Origin of the sequence: Anaerocolumna sp. MB42-C2 (assembly GCF_030913705.1) — a bacterium.
In the GTDB taxonomy this organism is placed as follows: Bacteria; Bacillota; Clostridia; order Lachnospirales; family Lachnospiraceae; genus Anaerocolumna.
On the sequence record NZ_CP133190.1, the window covers coordinates 724,536 to 749,817 of the forward strand.

The window sequence follows — 25,282 nt, forward strand, 5'->3', positions numbered from 1 at the left end:
TATTTCAATTTTTCGATAAATAAATTAAAATTTTCTTAATATTTCCATATTGTATTTACAAATTAATTTGTCCACGTCATTATTATTCCAGATATTAGCATAATATGGATATATAAGGAGTTTATCTGTTTCCGATTGTGCTGATAATATTCAGAAGCATTAAGCCTTTTTAATCGGATGACGTATAACTGTTTTCCATTTTGAGGATTCGACTTTGCGAGCATCCGAAAGATAGATTTCATGGTGTAACCGGGTATCTGATAAATCATTTATATATCCGTTTTCATTCAAATACTTATTCATAATCGCAACGGTGGCAGGTTCATCATCAAATGGACCTATGTGCATGATTTGCACACATAGACCCTCTTCGACTGTTAGGTACTCTGCCAAAGAGCAATCCAGCTTTTTCTTTTTCGTCGCTTCTACTACCGCCCAATCGAAATCATTTTTTGACACAAAGTCCGGCAGACGGATAACTGAAATCCAGTGAAACGAGTCCTTATTTCCATAGTCAACACCCTCAACATTATCCTGCCACCAAAAGCCTTCCAGCGGAGGCACTACATATTCAAAAAAGCCCTCAATCTTATGTGAACCCTTATAGCTCATTTTGATTGTATATGCAATTGCATAAAGAATGCCAATAGCTTGCTGATATGTTCCGCCTTCTTGATTTGGGTTTCCTATACCTCTTACAGCGATATAATTTGTGACCGGAACAATTACTATTTCCGGTGTGTTCTTAGGCATATAAAACTCTTTGTACTCTTTCTTAAAATCAAAAGCCATACTTCTACCTCCAAGTTTAATTTATTATCATTGGATTAAGTCGGGAATGTTAACTTCCTAAAATAACAAACCCATCCGTCATGATGTTCATTACCTTTGTGAACAATCCCGGCAGTTCGTTTGTCTTGTCCTTTTCCCCAACGAGATAGGTTACGATTACATTTGTAATTTCAGAAATGATTTCGGCTCCTTTTTCAAAATGTTCGGATGCCTCAAGCCACACCTCATTTCCATATTCTCTTCCCATGTCAAGGAGAATACGGCTCATTTTATCAAATCCACCACCAAAGCTCATCTCATCCGGCTCCTTGAATCCCCTTAAAGCGTTTGGAACAGTTGGCACCGTGCCGAAAAACGCTACCATATTGGAGAGTATCTTATTGTAATCCTCTTTCATAAGTTCGCTTTTCAGCATGGGCAACTCATGAATGAATTTTTCAAATCCCTTCCTGCCGACAAATCCCACCGGCGGGTTCAAAAACACCTCGCCCTTTTTGTCTAACGCTTCCTTTGCTATCTGGTATTTATTCTTCGTAGTGTTCATTCTGACCGCGCAGACAGTGTTAGGTTTTGATAGACCCGGGTAGCTGCAATTCCAAGCGTAACGCAGTTCATCGTAGGAAATCATCTGCACCTCCTCGCGTCCACAGTCAAGCAGATAAATACACTGTGCAACATCGTCATACCCAACCATCAAAACATAATGAAAAGGAATATGTTCTCTATGATATAGTTTTGAAAAGTAAGGCAGATAGTACATATCCAAAGCTCCCAAAACAGTTGGATACCCGTTATAAATTTCCGCCCTGGCTTTTTTCATTGCCTGTTCAAACGTTTCATACTCGTAATGCTTGTATTCAAATCCCACAATGGGAGCAAGAAATTCATACATCTGTTTCGTTCGCCCGTCCCCAAACGCAACCATTCGCTTAAGTTCTGACTTCGGCGTTTTCATGTAACAGAACGAGCCAAATGAGGAAAGGCTGAAAAAGAAGCTCGGGGGAAGGTTTTCTCCGGTATCCCGGATATATAAATCCTCTATACCATTCCACATACATTCGTAGTCGTCTGCATGGTGCTTTAACTTAATCAATTTCTCTTGCATAAATTGTATCCTCCTATCGTTTATATCATTCTTACAATAGGAGCATAAACCCTCGCATCGTGCGAGAGTCAAGAACTATTTTTGATAGGGTAGCAAATTTCGGTGACAAAGTTCTCCGGGTTTGGTTCATTTTCCGGAGATATATAATACACATTGAACGCCTTTCCTGATATCCTATAACCATTTTCCACAATCCAATGATAAATGTATCTATTGATATCACCTAACCGACTGTATTTGCCCTGAAACGCCACGACAGCCGCTTCAGTTTCAAGCATCTCCGAAAATTGCAGTCCCTCTATGTTCGATCCAGCCTGCTCGACGACTCTAAAGACCTCAGTGTCGATTAATTTATTTTCAAAATTCACGCTGTGCGTCATTGCTATACAATATTGCACATCCGCAAGCCTGACTCCATTTGCCCTGCATGCCATATCTAGGCGTTCCCACAGCAGCCCTTCTTCGGTGAATTCCCTTATAACATCGCGCAGGCTGACAACTCTGCGTGAGGAAAGTCTCTTAACGCTTACTGACAATGTGCATCCGTTCTGCGTATCAAGCTCATTGAGCGCCTGCCACATCTGCGCGATCTGCCTTTCCGTTATAGATAGGCTTTCTTCTTTTTCCCTTATCTTGCTTTCCAGAAAAGTTCTGATTCTTTCGTCTGTAGTGTTATCCATCAGTATTTCGGATATTTCATTTAGACCAAAACCAAGGCTTTTTAGCACTTGAATATGATTTGCACGGACAATTTGCTTTTCGCCGTAAAATCGGTAGTTGTTCATATGGTCTATTTGTTCCGGCTTAAGTAGCCCAATCTTGTCATAGTTTCGGAGCATATGGATGCTGATTCCGGACAGATTTGAGAATTCTCCGATTTTTAGCATAGTTCACCTCTTATGCTTATTCTGCATTATATAAATAACCAGAAATTCGATCTGCTCTATCAATTCCAGTTTATGGGTAACTTTAACAGCTGCATTTTTCTATCAGTATACCAGTAAACGGCTGTTCTATCAATAAAAAATACCTATTCTGTAAATTATATTTGCATTCACAATATCCCTTCCATGGTATGTGAAGGAGCAAAAGAGTTTACTACTAAGAAGAAACGTTAACTTTTTCTCAATATCGGTATTCCTTGTACCTGCCTTCCGTCATTGTCTTCTTTCATGACAGGACTTGCATAAGGATTGCCTATTGCTTTTATCCCAGAATAGTAAATCCTATTGAGTGAACAACATTTCTCACACATTTTTCTATATCCATGAGTTCCTTACCTTTATACAAATATAGCAAAATTATTTCTTATAACTCGTCAGTTTTTTCAAGTTAATAAAACGCACGTCTCTACGTGCGTTGAATGGTCAAAAAAGATACCGCTTGAACCTGGTGGTACCTTAGCGGTAGAGTGTACTTGTAATAACAGGATGATATGCTATGGAAATTGTATCTTAACTATGCAGATATTTTTTATATTACAATTCAACCTATAATTATGCTTATTGTGTAGGTGGTGTGCTAGGAATTTATCCAGCTAAAGAAGACTGTCTAATTATTCGCCATCAATACAATGAAATTCCACCAAGAGTAGAATATGAATTATCAGAGCTTAGTCAAAAACTCATAGTTGTTTTACAGTCTCTTGGTGAATGGGGGGGTGAAGTTTATAAATATAAAAAACTATCTGACTAATATAAGCCTATAGTTGATACATTTTATAATGAACTATCATTTTTCCGAAAATACAATTACCTATTAACAGCTCTTTTTCATTGTCAGTAATACCAGGTATCTTTCAAATGAAGAAATTGTATTTCAAAGAATAGCTGTTAGATAACCGTTGTCTATCCATGTATTACCTCCTGCAATTTATATTGAAATAAAAAAACCATCAACCGATATTGATAGGTGATGGGTATATACCTCTTACTTATTAATTTTATTTAGTACATAATACATTATTTATAAATGTTGCGAATCAAATGTTACACTCATAATACATTTAACAATTCATCTAAATTCGTAATTTCTGTATCTGGAAAGAATTCTTCTGTCTTGGGATTCTGCATTCCACCAAAACCTTGCTTAATCCATATTGTTTTCATTCCAATGACCTTTGCCGGAAATATATCGTTATCTAATCGGTCTCCTACCATAACTGTTTCAGAAGCGTTGTATCCTGATTGTTCGAGAGCTATTTGAAAGAGTTTAATATCTGGTTTCATAATTTGATAATCCCAGGATGAAATGATAAATGAAAAATACTTTAATATTCCCCATGAATTTAACCTATCTACAAGCCCATCTGTTTGATTAGCAATGATACCAAGTTTATATTTATGTGATAATGACTGCAAAACTAAATCAGTGTTATCGTATAGCTTTTCAAGTTCATGGCGATACGGAGCAGATTTTAAAAACCCAAACTTCTGTATAACTGTTCTATATTGAGGTTTATATGCTATCGTTGCACGAATGATTTCCTCATATATTTGCTTATGGGAAAGACCCAAAATTTTTACGTCTTCCATTTCTGCTTGTTCTATACATCGTTGCACCCATACATCATCCTCATTAATCAACGTATAACCAATATCGAAAAATATACATTTAATATTTTTCATTACATTCCTCCGGGTTAATTACCACTTAGTTCGTCATAGGGGTCTACAGCCAACCATACTCATATTATACCCCATAATTAGATTTATCGATATTTATTGAAATTCTAATCTAAGTTTACTAAGTAATTGACCTTTATCCCTTTTGCTAACGCATACTTGATTTCAGATTTTGTACTACTGCCGATATATCCGTCTACATTAACTACATAGATTTCATCGGCCATATCAATCTTCCTCTTATGCATATCATCAAGCATTTCCTTTGTTCCTTCAATCCAAACTTCATTATCACCAGAATGTCCGAACAATCCAACAGAAATAACAATAATGCCCTGGAGAGTTAATTGCTTTTGTGCTTCCAGAAAAGCATCTTTAAATTTCGTACTTCCGCACAAAGTAATGACTTTATATTTTCCTACCATAAGATCTCCTATCTTAGTCCGCTAAATCCTAATTACCTAAATACTTGTTCGATATAATCACTATTTAGCAATATAAAACTATTGTTACTCAATATGTAACATTGTGAAGTAAAACAATATATACGCTATTATCTGCAAATAAAACACTCTTCATTATTTTGTTCTTTGTAGGTTATCGCAAGATTTCTTAAATGCTCAACCACATTGGGATTCCAAGTAACTTTTTTAGTAAGCCAATCGCATGTAAATTCATTGCATAAACCGCAAAAATGAAACATTATGCTTATTAGCACATTTGTAAATCGGGCATCCGCCTGATTGCGACCATTCTTTGCAGTTTCCATCAGTTTCTATGCAACCTTTACATATATCTTCTCTAAGGAAATTGTCTGCTATCGAATGTCACTCAACATTAACTTATTATTTTGTGAAAGAAAATTATTCACATCCACCTCAATATTTCCAGTTAACTCGGTTATATTGATGTATTGGTAATTACTAATATTCATTGCTCACGTATAATCCAAATATCTCAGATGGTAATTGGATTATTTCCTTTCTCCCAAAAATTACTGGGTATTTCACCTCATATTCTCTATAATTCGTTACAATTGTGAATTATATTGCTATGATGGGAACAAAATTATCAGATAGGTGATATCCCATTTTATCTTTAAATATTTTTGGTGTTAACACATGAGCCATTGTATAACGTATAGTTGTATCATTTTCTTCCGTTGATAATTCAAAGCAACCACTTTCAATTACCCATTTACAAATTTGTTCTTTCGTAATATTACTATCCTCATCAGTGTCCCTTGACGTTGCAACAGCATATAGACCGCCTGGAAAATCTACTAATTTGTATTTATCAAAGTTGTCATAATTGTCAGGGACGGCAAAAACCCATTCCATATATTCTTCTTTCTCGTTATACCACATAAAGTCCCGAGGTGTGATATAATGACTTACGTCTATTGCCGACCACCATTTATCAAACGCCTCGAATTCTTCCATATTAGTTATTGCTCCTGAACTTACCACTTTTAATTGCGGTATATTGATTATTCTTATATTCTGCATGTAAATGTCCTCTTATTTTATTGTTTTTTCTATGCTTTATTCGTATTTGAAACCAACAGCGAATCAATATTTATACTATATCATACTGATTAGATTATTTCTACCTTTTTATTCCAATTATATCAGCTATCAATATTCAATTATTAATGTACTTAATTCACCAAATCCCAATTTACCTTTCTAATACAATATCAGTATTATCCACTCCCTGATATTAGTATTAAAGCAATTCTTTTTAACCCTCCATCAATGAAATGGTATTTCTTCATCCAAACTATCCGGCACCCTTACAAAACCTTCTCCACTTGCCTGACCGGTTTCCTGTTGCATCCCACGAGTTTTACTTTCCGCGAATTCCAGTTCATCAACCATTATTTTAATACCATATATCTTCTGTCCTTCCATATTAATGTAATTATCATTCTGGATTCTTCCCACAATAGCCAATATTTAAATTCGAAAGATAATTCATCTAACGATGTTCCGGTTTTGTGCTTTTTTCGGATTTCCTAATTGCGTAGTTTGTAATAATTTCGGGCGCCTGATTGCTCACCCCATTGTTTTTTCGACTTGATATTTGGAATATAAAGTGTTTCACCCGAAATATATGTTTGTAACTCTTGCAACTGTTTATCCGGTAGAATATCCTGTGCGTTTTTATATTTCATTTAGAAAATCCTCAAAGCAATCATATTCTCTAATGATTCCGCCGCCACCTGTAATTAGCTCTTTAACCTTGCTTTCTATAGCGTTTGCTTGAACCATAAACCCAGAGAGATTTTCTGAATTAAATTTTGACATCAATTCAAATTAATCAATACCAAAATCACTACACACACGATTTAATTCTTCTTGAAGCATTATTCCCCATATATATGTTTTGGTAACATCTTTTTTGTCCGCGTATTTACGGATTCTTAACCATGTGTATGACAATTCGGCATACCAATCAGCTAAATCTTGATAATTATTTTCCATACAAGGTTGAAGTGTCTCTTCCTCCGTATCTTCTTTATTTTTCGTATCTTCTTTCACATCGTTTCCCTTTGCGGTTGTACTGGCCAGCACTTTTACATACTTCAATTCTTCCGGTATATGGGTTTCATTCGTATTGGAATCCGTGGTTATGATACTTACAATATCCCCTGATAAAAGCTTACCGGATAAACCTGCTGCAAATGACTGCAAGGTAATACTCACTGCACTTTTTGTGCCGTCAAGATCCATAAGATATTCATCTTTGGATAAGGGCGAAGAAAATAGTTTCTTGGGAATGATATATTCGGATGGATACATTTCGATTGCCGCATATTTACCGATAACTTCGTTTTTTGACCGAATAACATCATCCGGCAGGTTATAACTCCCGACCTCTACGACCTTAATATCATCCTCTTCTATTAACATGCCTTTTTCAATTGACTTATCAATCTGGATCACTTTCGTTTTGGCTTCCAGTGATTTAGTGTATAACAGGGTCAGTATAAAGCAAATTAATATCCCGAATACAATGGCTATTATGCCAATGATAGTTTTATTTTTTAGTAATTTCATTTCATTTTCCTTTCTCTTTTTTAATTTTTTATGGTTTCGAAAACAGTAATAAGTATCAGCTTCTTTCTTTAAAATACACGAAAAAAAGTGCCCTCAATATCAATAATGATAAATGATTGCACTTAATTGTTTCATAGCATATTCCATAGCTTGTGTTTCGTTAAAGAAATGAATCTCTAAATTACCCTCATGCTAACGCCTATGCTATTTGGGCATAAATCCAGAAGAAAAGCGTCTTTTGCTATTCTTTTCAAGCCTCGTATCCGAGGCTTTTGGCCCGCATGTACTTGGCGAGACTATTCATACTAATTTTCATTCTTTAATTCTATTGTCTGAGTAGTACCATCTATAGCAATATTAACTTCTATTATTTCATCTGCACTTTCAATTGCGCCGCCTGAACTTGCTGAACTTAAAGTAAATACTCTTTCGGTTGGCTGAGCATCCTCATAATTTTCTTCTAATGTGCCACCGCTCACACTGCTTTTATATGATATCATTAAATTTTTCGTTGATGATAATTCTGATAGATCTTTCTGGTAAGTTGCTGTTAATACCTTACTGACATTGTTTTCATAACTTAACGTGCCTTTTTTCTCTGTAAATGTTTCTTCAGCATTAATATTTAGTTCAACGTTCCAAAGTTCATTTTCACCTTTAAAAGTATAGGTACTAATTTTGGTATCTTTATCAGTGTCCTTTTTATTAGAACAACCTGAAAACATAAGACATATTACAGTTAATAAAATAATTACTTTCCTCATACTTAACCCCACTTATTTTTTAGTTTGGCTCTATTAGATAATTAAATAAGGTATATAAAGATAAAATATCTTTTGTGACATTATCATATTGTATCACTCAATAATCCTCCCTTTTTTACATTCTACTATATGAGTTTTTGCTTTACAACAGATAAAGAATGCGAATTAACTCATATTCACATAATGCATCTTTTCATGTATAACGGCAACTATACTTTCACATAAATTTTATGGATACAACAATCATTCCCGCCCATAAGTGTTTGTATTACATCACAACCCAATTTACTGTTGAAACCATGGACGAAATCCTCGTCCATATTATAATGCAATGCATAGATCAGTTCATCTCTATTTATGTCATAAGCAATTTTTCCCACTAGGCATCCTGTAGACTTAATTAAGACGTGTTTATCATCTTTCTCAATAATGTTTTCATCAATTCCATGTGAAAAAGCAGGAATAATATCCATCACTTCAGAACCAAAAGCAATTCTCAATGATTCTATCAACATAAGCGTTCTCTCAAGATGCCATCGATATAATCCATAAGTGTCAATACCTTTTTCTTGAATTACTCTTAACGTTTCATCACCGAACTTTTCACGAACAGCGTCAATCCATACTTCAAAGAGTCAAGCCTAAACAAAGAATATATAAATTTTCTACTTCACAATAGATAACGATTTCGAACGATACAAACCATACCGATAAATTTTCAATTACCGCTTTGAATTATAAAAATAATGGGAACTCAGTATGACTAGTCTGACTTCTGGTTTTGCACTTTTTATGTACCAATTACTTATCTGTATACCAAACCTTAAAAATACAGTCTTTCCCATCTGTTGCAAATGTCTCAATAATATCCATGTTGCATAATTTTTCTGGAAAAACAAATTGGAAAATACTTTTTAATGTTCCCTGACAGCATCTACACCATGTAGTTGAGGGTGGATTTTTCCATCCTCCTTTAATAACATAACACACACAGCTATTTCCAAAACTAAAATGAGAATAAAATACGCCTTCCCTGTATTCAACTTTTCTTCCAGCACGGCCTCTGCCATCCAAAAATTCCGCTACTGCCTGCATATATTCTATATCTTCTTGATGTTTTGCACGTAATTCCTTGAAATATTTCGTATTATAAGTAGAATATTTATTAGCTTTAATACATGCACATTCTTCTCTAATTGATATTAACTCTTGTTCTTCAATGGATTCTTCTAGGCGTTTTGTCAATTTTTCTGCCCATTGTGCAATTTGTGTAGAACTTTCTTCTCCGGATAAATAGTCAAGTCCAGTAAGTATTTTATCAGCTTGTTCTTTACCAAATTTTAAAGTAATTTGTTTATGTAATTTTTCCAAATGCTTAATTGCATTATCCATAGAATTATATACCTCCTTTTATATATACAGCTATTGCCCAAGCACATATGCGAAATTGGCAAGGTTCCTTAAATCCTCCAGCGCAACATTGACGCCAAGCCGTTTAGCTTAAAATTTATTAATATCGTGTATTAAGTATATTGCAGATTATTTTTGTCAGGTACATCTGCCCGCTTTGATGAGATTGAGTATAATATTAGGCACAACCTCCCTTCTGACAAGCTGGCGATAATCTTCCTCAGTTTGTGTTCTTCCGCTTATCAACGATTTATTTGCCATCGTATTGTCAGAAGCGCAGAATAGGGCAACCAGAGGTTTTTTCATTAGTTTTGCTGCCCTGAATGCCACAGCCGTTTCCATGTCTAGGAGATTGCATCCCGTATTTATGATGCTATCAATATGAGGAAATTGTGCAAAAATCGTGTCAGTGCAGAAAGCCCTGCCGATATGCCATTTGACATTATTTTTATTGCAAATATTTTCCGTTTCTATTTTAAGAAGTTTGAGTAAGGATGTATCGGGATAAGCTTTTTCACCAAAGGTATCCACACCGAGTTTGTCCGAGGCTATGTATCGGCTTGCACCGTCACCACAGACAGAATACTCAGGGATAACAATATCCCCTATGCCTATTTCTGTATCCAAAGCACCAGCAGAACTGATAAATATAATTCTTTTACATTTTGATATACCCAAAGGTAGTAAAGTGTCCATGAATGCAGGAGCACCACAACCCGTCTTAATAAAAGTCATTTCCATATCACCATTTTTTATATTCCACACTTTAGAACCATATAATGGTGCAGATGAGGTAAGCAATTCCGCTTTGCCAAGACCAGGCATCTTTTGTGGCTCCCAACCAGGTGAAATAATTACATCATCGTTAATCATATTTGAAGCAATTCCTAAACTATTAATACATACATCCTCGTCACAGGCTCCAAACCGCTTCATGCCTGATATCAAATCGTTATAATCCATCAAGACCATCCCCCATAATAATATAATTTTAAGATTACTTTTTGTTACTACAGTGAATTTTATTATACTACCATAAACAGATTAGTTCTACCTTTTTATTCCAACTTTATCATTTATCAATATACAGTTTTTAATGTACTTAATTCACTAAATCTTAATTTACTTGATGGTATAAATTTTAGTTTAATACATTAAAAACTACCAACTGAATTTGATAGCTGGTAGTAAATTTGATTCTGTGTTAATCATATTAAAATCACTGTATAGCATAACTATATTAATTTAATTATATCAAAACTTGAGTTTATAGCTGTCCATAATTGTTGATAATAAACCATTATATTCCATACTCCACTTCCATAAAGGCCATATTCTATAATTATTTGATTTAGCGCGTCTATACTTCTTACGTCGATAAACCACACAATATGTTGAGCTGGATAGCCATAGATAAACTCATTATAGTAAAAGTATGGTGTTTGAGAAGCTTCATCAAATTGTATTATCGCATCTACATTATATGCTAATTCTAGTGCAGAATTAACAGTAAGTGAAAAAGCAACTGTCCTGTTGGGTACATATGGTAACTGCCAATCATAACCTATAACTGGCTTCCCAATAAAAATTTTATCTGATGATACTCCGGAAGCTACATAATCAATTAATACCCTTATATTATTTATATTGCTCACAGGTGCAGGCGGATTATTATTATAACCCCATACAAATTTTAAGAATATTAAACCATTTACATAATCACTTAGACTGGAATAATTAATTTGTTCAACTGATATTAAATTATTCGTTTCCTGTTCAGAATAGTTAATTGATATAAAAAATAATAATCCTTGCTGTAGAAGACGATTTGATATTTTTTTTGCAAAGTTCAGATAAAGTGACTGATTATTTTCATTTAAAAAATTAAAAACGAAATTAATACCCATATAACCCTGCTTTTTAATTATATTGATACATTCGTTAATAATTCTCTCCTGGTATACATCATTTAACAATATATTATATGCAGCTTCAGCTTTAGCAAATCCTTGAGGTGTCAGAACAGTTAACATTAAGAGAGGAATAACACCGTAATCTATTGCTGTTTTAATAGTATCTGAATCATCATGATAAGTGATTATACCGCCTCTATCTGTTATTGTATAATTAAAAATAGTCAGATAAGTTAAATTTGGTAAAGTTCTTATAAGTATGTCTTTTCTTATATAAGGATATGCAAAACCGTTTATTGCTATACTTTTACTCGTATTATAGCTAATAACTAATGTTTCCCCGGGATTAATATAATCCAGGGCAGCGTGACTGGGATTATTTCTTATAATTTGCATTAGTGTTACATTATAGAAATCAGCAATACTTTGTAAGGTTTCTCCTTCCTGCACTGTATGTGTCTGCTTAGGAAATGTTATTATCAAAGCCTGCCCGTTAACTAAATTATATGGATATATCAAGCCATTATCATCTACCAATTTATCAGGTGAAATCGCATATCTTTCAGCAATTGAATATATGCTATCACCTTGTTGAACTACATATATTTCCATAAAAATCCTCGATATTATAAATTACCTATTATCAATATTTATTTATCATTACAACATTTTATTACTTAATTAAATCCTATTTTACTTGATGAAAACAAATGTGAATTATATTGCTACGATTGGAACAAAATTATCAGATAGATGATATCCCATCTTTTCTTTAAATATTTTTGGTGTTAACACGTGAACCATTGTATAGAGTATAGTTGTATCATTTTCTTCCGTTGATAATTCAAAGCAACCACTTTCAGTTACCCATTTACAAATTTGCTCTCTAGTAACATTACAATCCTCATCAGTGTCCTTTGACGTTGCAACTGCATATAGACCGCCTGGAAAATTTACTAATTTAAATTTATCAAAGTCATCATAATTGTCAGGGATAGCAAATACCCATTCCATATATTTTTCTTTCTCGTTATACCACATAAAGTCACGAGGTGTGATATAATGACTTACGTCTATTGCCGACCACCATTTATCAAACGTTTCCTATTCCTCCATATTAGTTATTGCTCCTGAGCTTACCACTTTTAATTGAGGTATTTTGATTATTCTTATATTCTGCATGTAATCCTCTTTAATTATTATTTTTCTGTACTTAATTTGCTTTTAAACCTATAATGAATTTATGCTCAAATAATACCACAATACTCAGATTATCTCTACCTTTTTATTCCAATTTTATCAACTTTCAATATTCAGTTTTCTATGTGCCTAATTCGCTAAATCTTAATTTAATCATAGTGAGTAAATTTTAGTTTGTTTACCTAAATAAAAAAACTACTGACTTTATATTGATAGTTAGTAGTTTTGGTAAATGTATTCAATTATTTTAATTTCACCGATAAACTTGAGTTATGCTTTCAATGCCCTTGCAATATCCTTAGCCAAAAGCTTATCTATTTCTCGGAGATGACTTACGATATACTTGCTTGATGCAGGATCTCCACAATATCCGTTTGCAATAAGATATCTGTCCTCTGCTTTTCCTTCACACCATTTTCTAATCTGCTCGCTGTGAAGCATTGTCGGTTCCGCATCGATCAAGGTATCTTCTCTTACATACTCATTACAAATTTCACGCATTGTTGCAGTCTCAAAAGCCCCCGCATGTACGTCAAATTCATCGCGTGGCATCTGTTTACATTCAAACATCTCCTCAAACTTCACTGGTGTAAGTGGAAGCAAATAGGCCTCGTCACCTTTCCAGCCATGACTTTCCATATCGTCCTCATACTCCATCCAATATGGTCTGATTTTCATGTTCTCGGAAGTATATTTGATAGCCTCTAATATAGCATCAATATGAAGTCTATCTCCGTGATCATTGAAAAACACAATCTTATTAAATCCTGCATTTTCCAGACTCTCAAGAATATCTGTAATACAAGCCACTATTGTTTCCCTTTTGCAGGTGAATGTACCCGGAAACTGTCTTGTTAATGCGCAAATACCTCCCCAATAAAACGGAGGTGCGATAACACTTGGCACTCCCATGACTGACAATTCTTTCCATACATCATGTGCCTGTTCATAAGCAATGTAAATATCTGTTCCATGAGGCAGATGGTGACCGTGTTCCTCTATTACTCCAACAGGAAAAAGTACAATTGCATCTTCTTTAGCAAGTGACTCTATTTCATCCCATGTCATTTCGGCCATTGTATCTTTCAAAATATTTATTCCCAAAATTCTATCCTCCTCTTGCAACTTACAATTTTTCTGTGTTTTAAATGTATATCAAAAATATAATACTACTTATCCCACCAACTATCAATATTCAGTTTTCAATGTACCGAATTAACTAATTCATAATTCAATAAGTAAATTTTGTTCACATATCTAAGTTATCACAATCCCTTTTCAATTTTATCGAATCAGTTTACTATCTTAGATAGCGCAGCAATGTCTTCGTAAATAGCTCCTTTTTCCCAGTAAACAATTATCACTGTTCCATCAGTCAGACGGTAGTGAAAGAATTCACCACTTTTCTCATCATTTCGTATCCCATATTTTTATACTCTTTAAATAACTCTGTAACAGTTTTTTAGAATATGTAGATCTTCCAACGCATATTTTCCCACATATAAGCGTTATTTTAGCCATTTATTTTTCCTCCGCAATATGTAATTCCACTGCATTAAAAGAAATCTTCTTTATTCGCATTCGTTAATGATGGCGAAGCATACCTCCCCCAAAATTGGAATTTATCAAAGTAAGCACATCTACAATTTTTTCTTTAAATACATTCCATAATCCATTTCTCTCAAGAATACATATCCACTTTTGGCATATAAATTTTGAGCCGGTTCATTCTCTTTTGCCACAAATAAAATACTTTCCTTACAACCAAATTCTGTGGCATTCCTTTCCATTTCACTTAGAGCCTCTGTCGCATATCCTTTTCTCCGTTCTGATTCATCTATTACAAAATCACATAAAAAAACCTGCTGTACACCATCGGTCTCTTCATACAAATACCACACAAACCCAATATTTCTATTATTAGCTGTATTTTCTATAACCATTAAAGAATTATTTTCGGTATTTATTCCATTAGGCAGCATTTCCTGTTCTTCCGCTTCTGTTTGTTTTAACGCATCCTCTAAAGACATATTCGTATCTTTTATCAATTCTCTTATATGATTATTTCTACTCCATTCAAAAAATTCATCATATTCCTTTGATGTCATTTTTCTAAGACTAATGCTCATAAAATGAACCTCCTCAAAAATTTCAAATTTATCACTACACTTCCACAAAATCTTTAGTTCGCTATCGCTACCTACAGCGAATAATTGATCATATTATATCACCCTAAGCACATTATCTCTACCTTTTTATTCCAATTCATCGTTATTACGCTTTGTATCACCTGAATCCCAATCAGAATAGTTATTTCAAAAATCTTAGATACATTCTTAATTAAGAAAAAACTGCAATCTCTGGATGACTTATTCGGCTGTAATAAAGAACCGGAGGAATACAGTGATACCGAGAAGAGACAGATCAGTTCTCTGCTCATAGCATTTCCATCCTTACTTCAATTGCCGATAGCTCAATATTACAAGGAATTAGATCGATATTACCGGCTTTTACAATATAAAATTCTCTGTCCGGAAGCTTTTCTTCTTCAATTGTCATTTACATATTGATTTTTTATAAATGTCTAAAGTATAATATTACCATCTATTCACTTACTAAATGTCTATATTTATAAAATAGTTTAGATACAACGGAGGTAAATATTATGATTCAAGGGATTGAACAGCCGGATATCATACAAATAAATTCAAGTTTAAGATTAAAAAAATTTGACGGGTATTATGACTTTGCTTATCAATGGTACCTGGATAAAGAAACGGTTCGGCTTGTTGACGGAGAAGATGCAACAATATACGATATGGAGAAACTTCATAGAATGTATGATTATCTAAATAATCATGGTGAGTTATACTTTATAGAAATAAAGGAACTGAATAAGTATATTCCTATTGGCGATGTTACCTTCTGGCAAGAAGATATGCCAATTGTGATTGGCGACAAAAACTATCGAAATTGCGGAATTGGACTCCTTGTAATTAAAACTTTGATAAAACGGGCAATAACTATTGGATATAAGACCATTTATGTAAATGAAATTTATGATTACAATGAAAGTTCAAAAGCAGTATTTATAAAAGCCGGATTTAACGAATATAAGAAAACAGAACTTGGTTCTGCCTATCTGTTGAATTTAGAAAATTATAAATGAATAATAGATTTGTAATTCTTTAACATAAACAAAAGGAGGGAGATGATATCCCTCCTTTTGTTTATTACATTATCTATCTCCCCTAATTCTACTAAATAAATGTTACTAACTATTACCAGATAAATACTTTCCCTTAAATTGACATCTATGTACAATAATGTTATAATATTACTAGTTCTTATATAGGAACTGTGTTCCTATATTCGTAACACAAATAATCAATAGGAGGTTTTTGATGCCGGAAGATAAAAATAATCATCGTTCCACCAGCCGTGTACTGGATGTTCTAGAGCTTATCGCTTCCAATCATAATGGCTATACCTATACGGAGATATGTGAAAAAATAGACGCCCCTAAAAGCAGTATGTTTCCCATACTTCATACGTTAGTAGATCGCCACTATTTATTTGTCGATAATAAATCCAGATATAAAATTGACCGTGTTACTTTTCAGATTGGCAACAGCTATCTGGAGCATCTTAACTTTTTAGAAGAAGTCCAGAGCTTATTGCTTAATATAGTTAATATCTGTGCTGAAACATGTCATTTTGCCATATTAAGCGAAGGGGATGTTCTATATTTAAGGAAAATAGATTCTCCGGAATCTATCCGTATGATCTCCAACGTAGGCAAAAGAATTCCTGCCTATGGTACCGCCTTGGGCAAAGCCCTGTTAATGGATTACAATTTGAATGGATTAAAGAAACTTTATCCGGGCGGATTAGTTCCTCTCACGGATAATACTATAATAGATTTTGATCAGTTAGCAGATCAGTTATTAAAAGCCAGAACAGAAGGTTTTGCTTATGAGATAGAGGAATCCAATCAATATATTCGTTGTATTGCAGTGCCTATACATCATAAAGGTGTTATTGTTGCAGCAATTAGTGTTGCCGTTCCTACTTTTCGTTACTCTGAGGAAAAAAGTACACTCATTAAAGTGCTATTATCCGATGCACAAAATAAATTAGAGAATATATTAAAAAACTTTGATACAGACTTTAGAAATCTAATATAAAAATAAAACAAAAGAAGGGATTCATTTATGGATTTAGTAACAATCGGGGAAACTATGGTTTCCTTTGTTCCAAAGGGTTTCAATTCCATCCAATACGGAGCAGACTTTTCCATGCGTATTGCAGGCGCGGAAAGTAATACAGCCATAGGTATTCGAAAACTGGGTCATTCAGCCGGATGGATAAGCCGTGTGGGAAAAGACGAATTTGGGCAATTCGTTTTACGTATGATTCGGGCAGAGGATATTGATACCACACAAGTTACGACAGATAACGATCATAAAACCGGAATAATGTTTAAATCGACTTCTCCCTCAAATGAAACACGGGTATCTTATTACCGTGATTTATCTGCTGCCACATATTTAGAACCCTCATTGATTAACAAGTCCTATATTGCAAATGCTAAAATTCTTCATATAACCGGAATTACTCCAATATTAAGTAAAAGTTGTTATGAAACATTAAGATATGCGATAACAACAGCGAGGGCAAATCATACTCTGGTCAGTTTTGATCCCAATATTCGCTTCAAATTATGGAAAAATCAAGACCACAGTGATATGATGAAAGAATTAATTTCTTTATCGGATATACTGTTAATAGGACGTGAGGAAGCCGATTTTTTATTTTATAGTAATCAGATTGACACCATTTTTGAAATGATATTTTCTTCCTACAATCTACAATATGTGGCTATAAAAGATGGAAGCCGCGGAGCCTGGGCAGCTGATAAAACGCATACCCATTTTATACCTGCCGTAAAATGCAAGTCCATCGATCCCATTGGTGCCGGTGATGCTTTTAATGCAGGATTTTTGTCCGGCCTTCTAGACAATCTGGATCTTAATACCTGCGGCCGGTTAGGTGGAATTGCAGGGGCTTATGCAACAACTACATTCGGAGATATCGAGGGGTTATTATCAAAAGAAGAAATGTTGGATATCCTAAACAATAAAACCGTTGTAACAAGATAATTAGGATATATATAATTAGTTTTTTAAACTAAATCATCGTAATAAACAGAAATAAATTATATTTGTTAAATCGGAGGATACCATGCGTAATATCATTAAAGAAAGCCCAATTATTTCCATAATGAGAAACATACCCCTTTCCATTACCACGGAATATATAGAAAGTATTGCAAAAGGCGGAATCAATTGTTTTGAAATCGCACTGAATTCACAGGATGCTGTCAAACAGATAAAGAAGGTCAGACAGATCAGTAAGAAAGGAATTCTAATAGGTGCAGGAACCGTATTATCCGTAGAGGATGTAAAAAAATCTTTGGATGCCGGAGCACAGTTTCTTCTATCACCCTCAATTAATACGGAGGTACTGGAATACTGCGCCGTTAATAAAATCAAACTGCTTCCCGGAGTTATGACACCTACTGATGTAAGTTACTGTATCCGTTACGGTTTTGATGTCATGAAATTATTTCCTGCCTCTGATCTTCCCCTGAATTATATCAAAAGCCTGAAAGGGCCTTTTGACAAAACGGATTATGTGGCAGTCGGAGGAGTAAATACAAAAAACTATACGGAATTTTTAAATCATGGGTTTCTGGGTGTAGGTTTCGGAAGTAATTTAGTATCAAAAGAGCTATTGCATACCAAACAATGGGCACAGATTACCCTGGATATAAAAGGATTAGTAAATTCAATCAGAAAGGATAACATTTATGAAGATAACAAAAATTAATACTTATTTGGTAAGACCACGCTGGTGTTTTGTTGAAATTGAAACAGATGCCGAAATAACCGGCTGGGGTGAGGCAGTAATCGAGGGAAAAGCAGCAACGGTTAAAGCTTGCGTAGAAGAAATGAAAGATTATTTATTAGGTGTTGATCCTAAAAATATTGAGGATATATGGAATACCCTGTACCGTGGAGGTTTTTACCGGGGAGGTCCAATCCTAATGAGCGCTATCTCCGGCATTGACCAGGCCCTGTGGGATATCAAAGGAAAATATTATAAAACACCTGTCTATGATTTAATCGGCGGCAGCTGCAGAAAGAATATTAGAGTTTATTCCTGGATTGGCGGAGATCGTCCATCTGATGTGGCAAATGCGGCAAAAGAAAAGAAAGCAGAGGGCTTTACAGCTATTAAAATGAATGCAACAGAAGAATTACAATATATTGATACCTATGAGAAAGTCGATCAGGTTCTTGAACGGGTATCTTCCATACGTGATGCTGTAGGAAAATATTTTGGAATAGCAATTGATTTTCATGGCAGAGTACATAAACCAATGGCCAAAATTTTAGCTAAAAAATTAGAAGAATTTAATCCGATGTTTATAGAAGAACCTGTTCTTTGCGATAATATGGAAAGCTTTGTTGAAGTGGCTCGTTATACGAATATTCCGATTGCAACCGGTGAGCGGCTTTTCTCCAGGTGGGACTTTAAGCGATTGCTATCCTTAGGCTGCATTGATATTATTCAACCTGATTTATCCCATGCAGGTGGAATCACTGAAGTCAAGAAAATCGCATCCATGGCAGAAGCTTATGATGTGGCTCTTGCTCCGCACTGCCCTCTTGGTCCTATCGCATTATCAGCTTGTATTCAGGTTGATGCAACCTGCCACAATGCAATTATACAGGAGCAAAGTATGGGTATCCACTATAATGAAAATCGCAGCGTCCTGGATTATGTTATGAACAAAGAAGATTTTAAATTTATAGATGGTGATCTTATCTTGCCTGTTAAACCGGGATTAGGTGTCGAAGTAAATAAAGCATTAGTCTTGGAGGAAAATGAAACTCCTCATAATTGGAAAAATCCAGTATGGCGTCACAGGGATGGTTCCATAGCTGAATGGTAATTATTATACTTTTAAAGAAGAGTCTGGTCTGCCGAACTCTAGCGCTGACGCGCTGTTACTTCAGTGACAATGCACCAAAGGCTATTATCCTTTTGTCTGTTCCTGTGCATCCTGCCGGTCGGACTTTTATTTCATGGGAAAAATCGGAGTACTTTCCTGAAAATAATAAAAGAAGCAGCCATTCACTGCCCTAGGGTCATATCCTGGCTGCTTCTAAATAAAATATTATAAATGTAGCAGAATATCTAATCAAATAAATCCCCTTTTGTCTTCTCATGTAATTTGACATAGATATTCAATTTGTCACTGCCTGAATCATAAGATGCTAATATAACTTCTTTCATATTCGTTACTCCAAAAGCACTTAATTGTCTATCCAGCCATTTTTCATTTTTACCGGTTGCTTGTAGATTTTTTCTTAATACTTTTCCGTCAATGATAACATCTGCCAGTATTTCGTTTTGCTGCAAATTTAATTTCATATCAGACGTTGTAACAGGACGATTTTTTACTGCAGGAATAATACTCAACTTGCCGTTAGTTTCAAGTAATGCGGTATGAATTTCTTCCAGATCAAAATATCCGCTGGTCCTGCACATTGCTAAAAATTCATTAATATCTATTTTAGCTCTTAATAAGTTTCTTTCATATACTTGTCCATTATGATAAAGAATTAAAGAATGCCCTTCAAAAAATCTTCTTAAAATAACCGATTTGCATGTTAAATATGATATTAAAAAGGATGCTACACCATAAACAATCATAGCTGTCAGCGGTTTTATAAAATCTCCTTCCAGAGAGGTTGCCATTTCTGCCGCTATGGATCCAATGGTAATACTGTTGATGTAATCAAACATACTTAATTGTGACAATTCCCTTTTACCCATTAATTTCGTAAGTAAATATAGTGTCACAATAGAACCTATGGATACTATAATTATCTTTAGTACCTCCATAAAGATTTCCTCCTGTACTTATGAAAATTCATCTGTAGGTTAGGATATGCTAAAGATAAAAAATTATTATAGTCATACATAAAAAACTAAATTTCCCCTAGAATATTTTGTCTTACAATATATAAGATTATCATGTATTTATATTTCATTACATAGTTATAGCATTACGCTCACGGGAATAAAAATATACATTATCCGATAATATATCCTCCTCCGGTACCTGAGTGCGGTTTATATCTATTACCATCTCACGGAATATATTTTTATCCATATTATGTGTTCCTTTCAATATAATGATTTCATGTATGCTGCTTGGAAGAATATATAAATCGGAGTCTAATTCCTCTGCCAGATTCTTTATTACATCAGGATAAATTAAACAGCTGGCTCCATTAATACCTTTTCGATTAGAAACCACAAACATATTGTTGGTACTTGGCATCTCGTTTTGTTCCAAGAGATTTCTATTCTTAATTCCATCGGGTGAAGATTCCTCCGGTAATTCATTATTAATTAACTCTAAGATAACTTCATCCATTGATTTAATTACCGTAGGAAATAAAATAGGCGTATTAATCCGGGCTGCATTTTTTAAATCTTCCAAGGTAATGTTCCAATTTTTAATATGTTCATTTGTAATGCGGATCGTACAGATACCATTTTCATTATTCTTAACCAGGCAATGGAAAGATATCGCCAGATCCATAAATCGAATATGAGGAATACTGTTCAATATTTTCCTGTTTTTATCATAATTTATGAGTCGGTAAATGATACAGGATTTCATCTTATTAAATTCAAAACAAATATTAGCCGCTTCCCTGTCTCCCTTTTCTCTTGAATTTCTGTAAATACATATAATTTCATCTGCTAATTTATTAATTGGTTCTCCATTTATGTAACGTTCGTAATAGGCATTCATATAAATATTTGGTGTTAAATATTCTTCTTTCTTTTTAATAATCAGGCCATCAAGTTCAATGGAATTATTTTTTATAACATGATTAATTTCTACCTGATAATCCTCACCAATCTCCTTTTTTACAGATGTTTTCATAAATGCAAGAAATTCCTGAAATCCAGTTAATTCAAATGTCTCCTTATTTGTCATATGTTGATCTCCTTTTATAAGTTGGTATCATTATTATATATTCCATTAATTTTAATTTAGAAATTACTATGTCTTTAATTGGTTAATCTAATAATAATCCTTCAAGCATTTTTAGACATTCCTGTCAATATTTTTAGTCTTGTTACATGATTTACTTAAAATTATGGGTGTTTTGATTAAAATTTCGAATAGATCAAAGATTAATAGCTTAAAAGATAATTAAAAAGATTGAAATATTACAAAGTATTACTATAGATAGATGTAAATAAAATTACTTAATTCTGTATAAGTGGAATCAATCAATATCTTACTTATGGATTAAATTAAAATATTATTTCCTGAAAACAGGATAAATAAATCAGAATTAAGAAAAACAATGAAAGAATAAAAAATTAACGGAACATATGTTTTAATAAAATAATTTTAGCAAAATAAAGTTAACGAAGCAAGTGATTTTTTCTAAAATAACGGAGATTTTTTCTTATTGTTTTTGTATATTTTTACATAGTCCCATGTAATTTAATTTCTATTTTTGCTTACTATTCGTTATTTATTATTACTATCTATTATTTCATTAACTATTTCAGTTTATTAATATTGTTTACTATATCTAATAATTATCTTATTAACTGTTTCTATTTATTTTATTAACTGTTATATTATTTTTTCATTTGTCCGCTTAGAGAAATACCAACCTGTGCAGGCAAATAAAACATCCACATAGCTATTGTCGAAAAACTATAAAGTAAAGCAAACCACTTACTGTTTATACAGATAAAATCCGACAGATTAAAAACACCTACATTAATATCACATAATATGAATAACATCATACTCACTGCAAATATAACTTTGTTTTTATCCTTAGCCCTAACTGTAAGCAGGATGGAATCAATAACATTAAAGAGTATACTAATAAAATAGAAACAGGATATAATTATCATCCCCTCAAGCTTAATCCTGACCACCGTTAAAATAAGCAGAGCAATAATAGTAATAACAAAGTTTCTAATAAAATTCTTTAAAATAAGACTGCCTGCATCCGTACCCTTTAACTTTTTATTCCAAAGTCCCAAGCGGATTAAATATAGACTTTGTACAATACAAAAGGTCACTAAACCTACTATATAATAATCCAATATTAAAATAAATAAATCCGAAATCACGGTAAAAAACAAAGCTCCTCTGAGGATACTGATATCTTTTCGATCACAGCTGTGAGTATAAAACAAATAAGTAAAAATAAAGCAAAGTAGGATACCGGAGAACTTCAGGAAACTTGAAGTAATATAAAAACTGCTTTCTGTAATGTCAATAGTCATAAAACTAATATATATCAATATCTGAATTAATATATACATGATAACCATTCTTTTTTTACCACCGGTTTTTTTATTATCAGCAATTCCCATTCCTTTTTTCCTCGGATTATATTCGTTGTTGTTGTAATTCACTTAGAAAGACCACTGATTTATTACATTCCCTGTAATTATCAGTGGCCTTATTATTTCGTAAAACAGTTGTTTATAAAGTTCCTATCTTCTTTAGAACCTGGCTTGCCATATCAACGGATACCGGTTCACTGAATAAGAAACCTTGAGCTTTATTACACTTCACACTCTTAAGAAATTGTGCCTGTTCGTTTTTCTCAACACCTTCAGCGATAACTAATATATCCAGGTTTTGTGCTAAAGAGATAATAGTTTGAACTATCGTTTGCTCACTGTGATTATCTGTTACACTCTCTAAGAAACTCTTATCAATCTTAAGGTTATTAATTGGTAACCGTTTCAGATAATTCATAGAGGAATAATCCGTTCCAAAATTATCAAGTGAGAATTTTACCCCTATATCCTTAAGCTTCTGTATCATAGCAACTGAGTATTCTAAATCCAGTAATGCAATAGCCTCTGTTATTTCTAATTCAAGATTACCCGGATTGATTCCGGTTTCATTGATTGTATCTCTAACCATATTAGCAAAGTCCTGATCCTTAAATTGACGTGCGGAAATATTCACCGCAACGGACAGATTCCGAAAACCATCCTTCTCCCATTTTTTCAGCTGGCTGCAGGCACTTTTTAATACCCAATAACCAATAGGAACGATCAATCCCGTCTCTTCTGTTAATGCAATAAAATCGGAGGGGGATAATATTCCTTTCTCGGGATGGTTCCATCGGATTAAGGCTTCAAATCCAACAATCTTTTCTGTATTTAAGTCAATCTGCGGTTGGTAGTACACGATAAATTCTTTATTTTCAATGGCTTTTCTAAGTTCTGATTGGATTTGTATTTTATCCATTAGCTTCTCATTGATAGAATCATTAAAATAAACAAATGTGTTTTTGCCATTAGCCTTAGCTGCGTACATTGCAGAATCTGCATTTTTAATTAATACCTGAGTTGTTTTTCCGTCTTTGGGAGCAAGGGCGATGCCGATACTGACAGTAATAAAATATTCCTTCATAGATAAAACAAAAGGATAATCAAATATTTTCTTTATTTTCTTAATCTTAGCCTCGTACTCGCCGATATCCGTAAGATTTTGAGTAAGTACAACAAATTCGTCTCCACCGTATCTTGCAAGATAATCATTGTCATCCATAGCCTGTTTCAGGCGATGGGTAACGTCAATTAACAGTTCATCACCATAGGAATGTCCTAACGTATCATTAATTGCTTTAAAATTATCGATATTGACATTCATTATGGCAATCACTTCTTCATTCCTGAGAGTAAGCATTACTCCATCTAATACTTCCGTAAAAGCCAGCCGATTCGGAAGCTCCGTCAGATAATCAGAATAAGCTAACTTCTGCATCTTATCTTTGCTGCGCTTTAGTTCATCATATTTTAAGCTAAGTTCATTTCTAGCTGTAGAAATTTCTTCGTAAGCAGTTTCCAGTTCCATGTAATTATCATTTAATTTCCGCTTCTCTAATAATGCAGCCTGTTCCCTTTTTGTTTTACGAAAACTACCAACTAAAAGGATTATCAAAAGGATTATTAAAACAAGTGCAGCTAAAATAATTATATTGCCAATACCCCAATCAACTATATAAGCTTTCCCGCCATCTGTTAGTGTTTGCAGTTCTATCTTATTATATTGCATTCATTGCACCCCAAATAATTTAGTCCTTCCGCTTTACCAGTACTAAAAGCTCTGTTTAATATCTATTATACCAATAATCAATACATTAGGCAATCTTTTTTTCCATATCATACAACGTGATTCGTATATGCGAACAAATGATTATAATTATGTTTTCCAAATAATTAAATTCCGTCCCGGAAAATAACATTCTCCGAGACGGCACTATTA

28 protein-coding genes are annotated in these 25,282 nt (G+C 33.7%); 6 read left to right on the plus strand and 22 right to left on the minus strand.

What is annotated here, in order from left to right:
* Positions 1-159 precede the first annotated feature (159 nt).
* The 3 genes from RBU59_RS03285 to RBU59_RS03295 form a co-directional block, all read right to left on the minus strand.
* Entirely contained in the window at positions 160-792 is a 633-nt protein-coding gene (locus tag RBU59_RS03285) for a GyrI-like domain-containing protein (protein ID WP_308146456.1), read from the minus strand.
* A gap of 49 nt (positions 793-841) precedes the next feature.
* Complete coding sequence (locus RBU59_RS03290; RefSeq protein ID WP_308146457.1) at positions 842-1,897, minus strand: BtrH N-terminal domain-containing protein; 1,056 nt, start codon at positions 1,895-1,897, stop codon at positions 842-844.
* 68 nt (positions 1,898-1,965) lie between these two features.
* Positions 1,966-2,784, minus strand: a complete 819-nt coding sequence (locus tag RBU59_RS03295; protein ID WP_308146458.1) for a MerR family transcriptional regulator — start codon at positions 2,782-2,784, stop codon at positions 1,966-1,968.
* A gap of 631 nt (positions 2,785-3,415) precedes the next feature.
* On the opposite strand from RBU59_RS03295, the gene RBU59_RS03300 reads away from it, so the two are divergent.
* The gene (locus RBU59_RS03300; RefSeq protein WP_308146459.1) at positions 3,416-3,592 is read left to right on the plus strand and encodes a winged helix-turn-helix transcriptional regulator; all 177 of its coding nucleotides are present in this window, start codon (positions 3,416-3,418) and stop codon (positions 3,590-3,592) included.
* Positions 3,593-3,891: 299 nt separating this feature from the next.
* On the opposite strand, the gene RBU59_RS03305 is transcribed toward RBU59_RS03300, so the two are convergent.
* The 15 genes from RBU59_RS03305 to RBU59_RS03370 form a co-directional block, all read right to left on the minus strand.
* Positions 3,892-4,524, minus strand: a complete 633-nt coding sequence (locus tag RBU59_RS03305; protein ID WP_308146460.1) for an HAD family hydrolase — start codon at positions 4,522-4,524, stop codon at positions 3,892-3,894.
* 104 nt (positions 4,525-4,628) lie between these two features.
* Complete coding sequence (locus RBU59_RS03310; RefSeq protein ID WP_308146461.1) at positions 4,629-4,946, minus strand: hypothetical protein; 318 nt, start codon at positions 4,944-4,946, stop codon at positions 4,629-4,631.
* A 249-nt stretch (positions 4,947-5,195) separates the two neighbouring features.
* Complete coding sequence (locus tag RBU59_RS28730) at positions 5,196-5,342, minus strand: DUF3795 domain-containing protein (protein WP_442871707.1); 147 nt, start codon at positions 5,340-5,342, stop codon at positions 5,196-5,198.
* 222 nt (positions 5,343-5,564) lie between these two features.
* Positions 5,565-6,029: a GyrI-like domain-containing protein gene (locus RBU59_RS03315; RefSeq protein WP_308146462.1), complete on the minus strand. Its 465-nt coding sequence runs from the start codon at positions 6,027-6,029 to the stop codon at positions 5,565-5,567.
* Between the two features lie 246 nt (positions 6,030-6,275).
* Positions 6,276-6,476: a hypothetical protein gene (locus RBU59_RS03320; protein ID WP_308146463.1), complete on the minus strand. Its 201-nt coding sequence runs from the start codon at positions 6,474-6,476 to the stop codon at positions 6,276-6,278.
* A 363-nt stretch (positions 6,477-6,839) separates the two neighbouring features.
* Positions 6,840-7,583, minus strand: a complete 744-nt coding sequence (gene cpaB, locus RBU59_RS03325; RefSeq protein WP_308146464.1) for a Flp pilus assembly protein CpaB — start codon at positions 7,581-7,583, stop codon at positions 6,840-6,842.
* A gap of 305 nt (positions 7,584-7,888) precedes the next feature.
* Positions 7,889-8,347 (minus strand): hypothetical protein, encoded by a 459-nt coding sequence (locus RBU59_RS03330; protein WP_308146465.1) that lies wholly within the window; start codon positions 8,345-8,347, stop codon positions 7,889-7,891.
* A 209-nt stretch (positions 8,348-8,556) separates the two neighbouring features.
* Complete coding sequence (locus RBU59_RS03335) at positions 8,557-8,967, minus strand: L-2-amino-thiazoline-4-carboxylic acid hydrolase (protein WP_308148534.1); 411 nt, start codon at positions 8,965-8,967, stop codon at positions 8,557-8,559.
* Positions 8,968-9,148: 181 nt separating this feature from the next.
* Positions 9,149-9,739, minus strand: a complete 591-nt coding sequence (locus RBU59_RS03340; RefSeq protein WP_308146466.1) for a DUF6144 family protein — start codon at positions 9,737-9,739, stop codon at positions 9,149-9,151.
* A gap of 156 nt (positions 9,740-9,895) precedes the next feature.
* The gene (locus RBU59_RS03345) at positions 9,896-10,720 is read right to left on the minus strand and encodes a phosphorylase family protein (RefSeq protein WP_308146467.1); all 825 of its coding nucleotides are present in this window, start codon (positions 10,718-10,720) and stop codon (positions 9,896-9,898) included.
* 272 nt (positions 10,721-10,992) lie between these two features.
* Entirely contained in the window at positions 10,993-12,282 is a 1,290-nt protein-coding gene (locus RBU59_RS03350; RefSeq protein ID WP_308146468.1) for a LysM peptidoglycan-binding domain-containing protein, read from the minus strand.
* Between the two features lie 105 nt (positions 12,283-12,387).
* Positions 12,388-12,684, minus strand: a complete 297-nt coding sequence (locus RBU59_RS03355) for a hypothetical protein (protein WP_308146469.1) — start codon at positions 12,682-12,684, stop codon at positions 12,388-12,390.
* Between the two features lie 456 nt (positions 12,685-13,140).
* Positions 13,141-13,974, minus strand: coding sequence for a creatininase family protein (locus RBU59_RS03360; RefSeq protein ID WP_308146470.1), 834 nt, complete (start codon positions 13,972-13,974; stop codon positions 13,141-13,143).
* Positions 13,975-14,510: 536 nt separating this feature from the next.
* Complete coding sequence (locus tag RBU59_RS03365) at positions 14,511-14,999, minus strand: GNAT family N-acetyltransferase (protein ID WP_308146471.1); 489 nt, start codon at positions 14,997-14,999, stop codon at positions 14,511-14,513.
* Between the two features lie 98 nt (positions 15,000-15,097).
* Entirely contained in the window at positions 15,098-15,310 is a 213-nt protein-coding gene (locus RBU59_RS03370) for a hypothetical protein (protein ID WP_308146472.1), read from the minus strand.
* 225 nt (positions 15,311-15,535) lie between these two features.
* On the opposite strand from RBU59_RS03370, the gene RBU59_RS03375 reads away from it, so the two are divergent.
* From RBU59_RS03375 to dgoD, 5 genes are all read left to right on the plus strand, one after another.
* Positions 15,536-16,039 carry a GNAT family N-acetyltransferase gene (locus RBU59_RS03375; RefSeq protein WP_308146473.1) on the plus strand — a complete coding sequence of 168 codons (504 nt, stop codon included), beginning with the start codon at positions 15,536-15,538 and terminating at the stop codon, positions 16,037-16,039.
* A gap of 235 nt (positions 16,040-16,274) precedes the next feature.
* Positions 16,275-17,057 carry an IclR family transcriptional regulator gene (locus tag RBU59_RS03380; RefSeq protein WP_308146474.1) on the plus strand — a complete coding sequence of 261 codons (783 nt, stop codon included), beginning with the start codon at positions 16,275-16,277 and terminating at the stop codon, positions 17,055-17,057.
* Positions 17,058-17,084: 27 nt separating this feature from the next.
* Entirely contained in the window at positions 17,085-18,032 is a 948-nt protein-coding gene (locus RBU59_RS03385; RefSeq protein WP_308146475.1) for a sugar kinase, read from the plus strand.
* A gap of 82 nt (positions 18,033-18,114) precedes the next feature.
* Positions 18,115-18,762, plus strand: coding sequence for a bifunctional 4-hydroxy-2-oxoglutarate aldolase/2-dehydro-3-deoxy-phosphogluconate aldolase (locus RBU59_RS03390; RefSeq protein ID WP_308146476.1), 648 nt, complete (start codon positions 18,115-18,117; stop codon positions 18,760-18,762).
* The gene (gene dgoD / locus RBU59_RS03395) at positions 18,743-19,891 is read left to right on the plus strand and encodes a galactonate dehydratase (protein WP_308146477.1); all 1,149 of its coding nucleotides are present in this window, start codon (positions 18,743-18,745) and stop codon (positions 19,889-19,891) included. Before RBU59_RS03390 ends, dgoD begins: the two co-directional genes overlap by 20 nt.
* A 245-nt stretch (positions 19,892-20,136) precedes the next feature.
* On the opposite strand, the gene RBU59_RS03400 is transcribed toward dgoD, so the two are convergent.
* From RBU59_RS03400 to RBU59_RS03415, 4 genes are all read right to left on the minus strand, one after another.
* On the minus strand, positions 20,137-20,847 hold the full coding sequence (locus RBU59_RS03400) for a DUF421 domain-containing protein (protein ID WP_308146478.1): 711 nt from the start codon (positions 20,845-20,847) through the stop codon (positions 20,137-20,139).
* A 148-nt stretch (positions 20,848-20,995) separates the two neighbouring features.
* Complete coding sequence (locus RBU59_RS03405) at positions 20,996-21,958, minus strand: DUF5688 family protein (RefSeq protein ID WP_308146479.1); 963 nt, start codon at positions 21,956-21,958, stop codon at positions 20,996-20,998.
* A 659-nt stretch (positions 21,959-22,617) separates the two neighbouring features.
* Positions 22,618-23,370, minus strand: a complete 753-nt coding sequence (locus RBU59_RS03410; protein WP_308146480.1) for a lysoplasmalogenase family protein — start codon at positions 23,368-23,370, stop codon at positions 22,618-22,620.
* Between the two features lie 112 nt (positions 23,371-23,482).
* Entirely contained in the window at positions 23,483-25,072 is a 1,590-nt protein-coding gene (locus tag RBU59_RS03415; protein WP_308146481.1) for a putative bifunctional diguanylate cyclase/phosphodiesterase, read from the minus strand.
* Positions 25,073-25,282 lie beyond the last annotated feature (210 nt).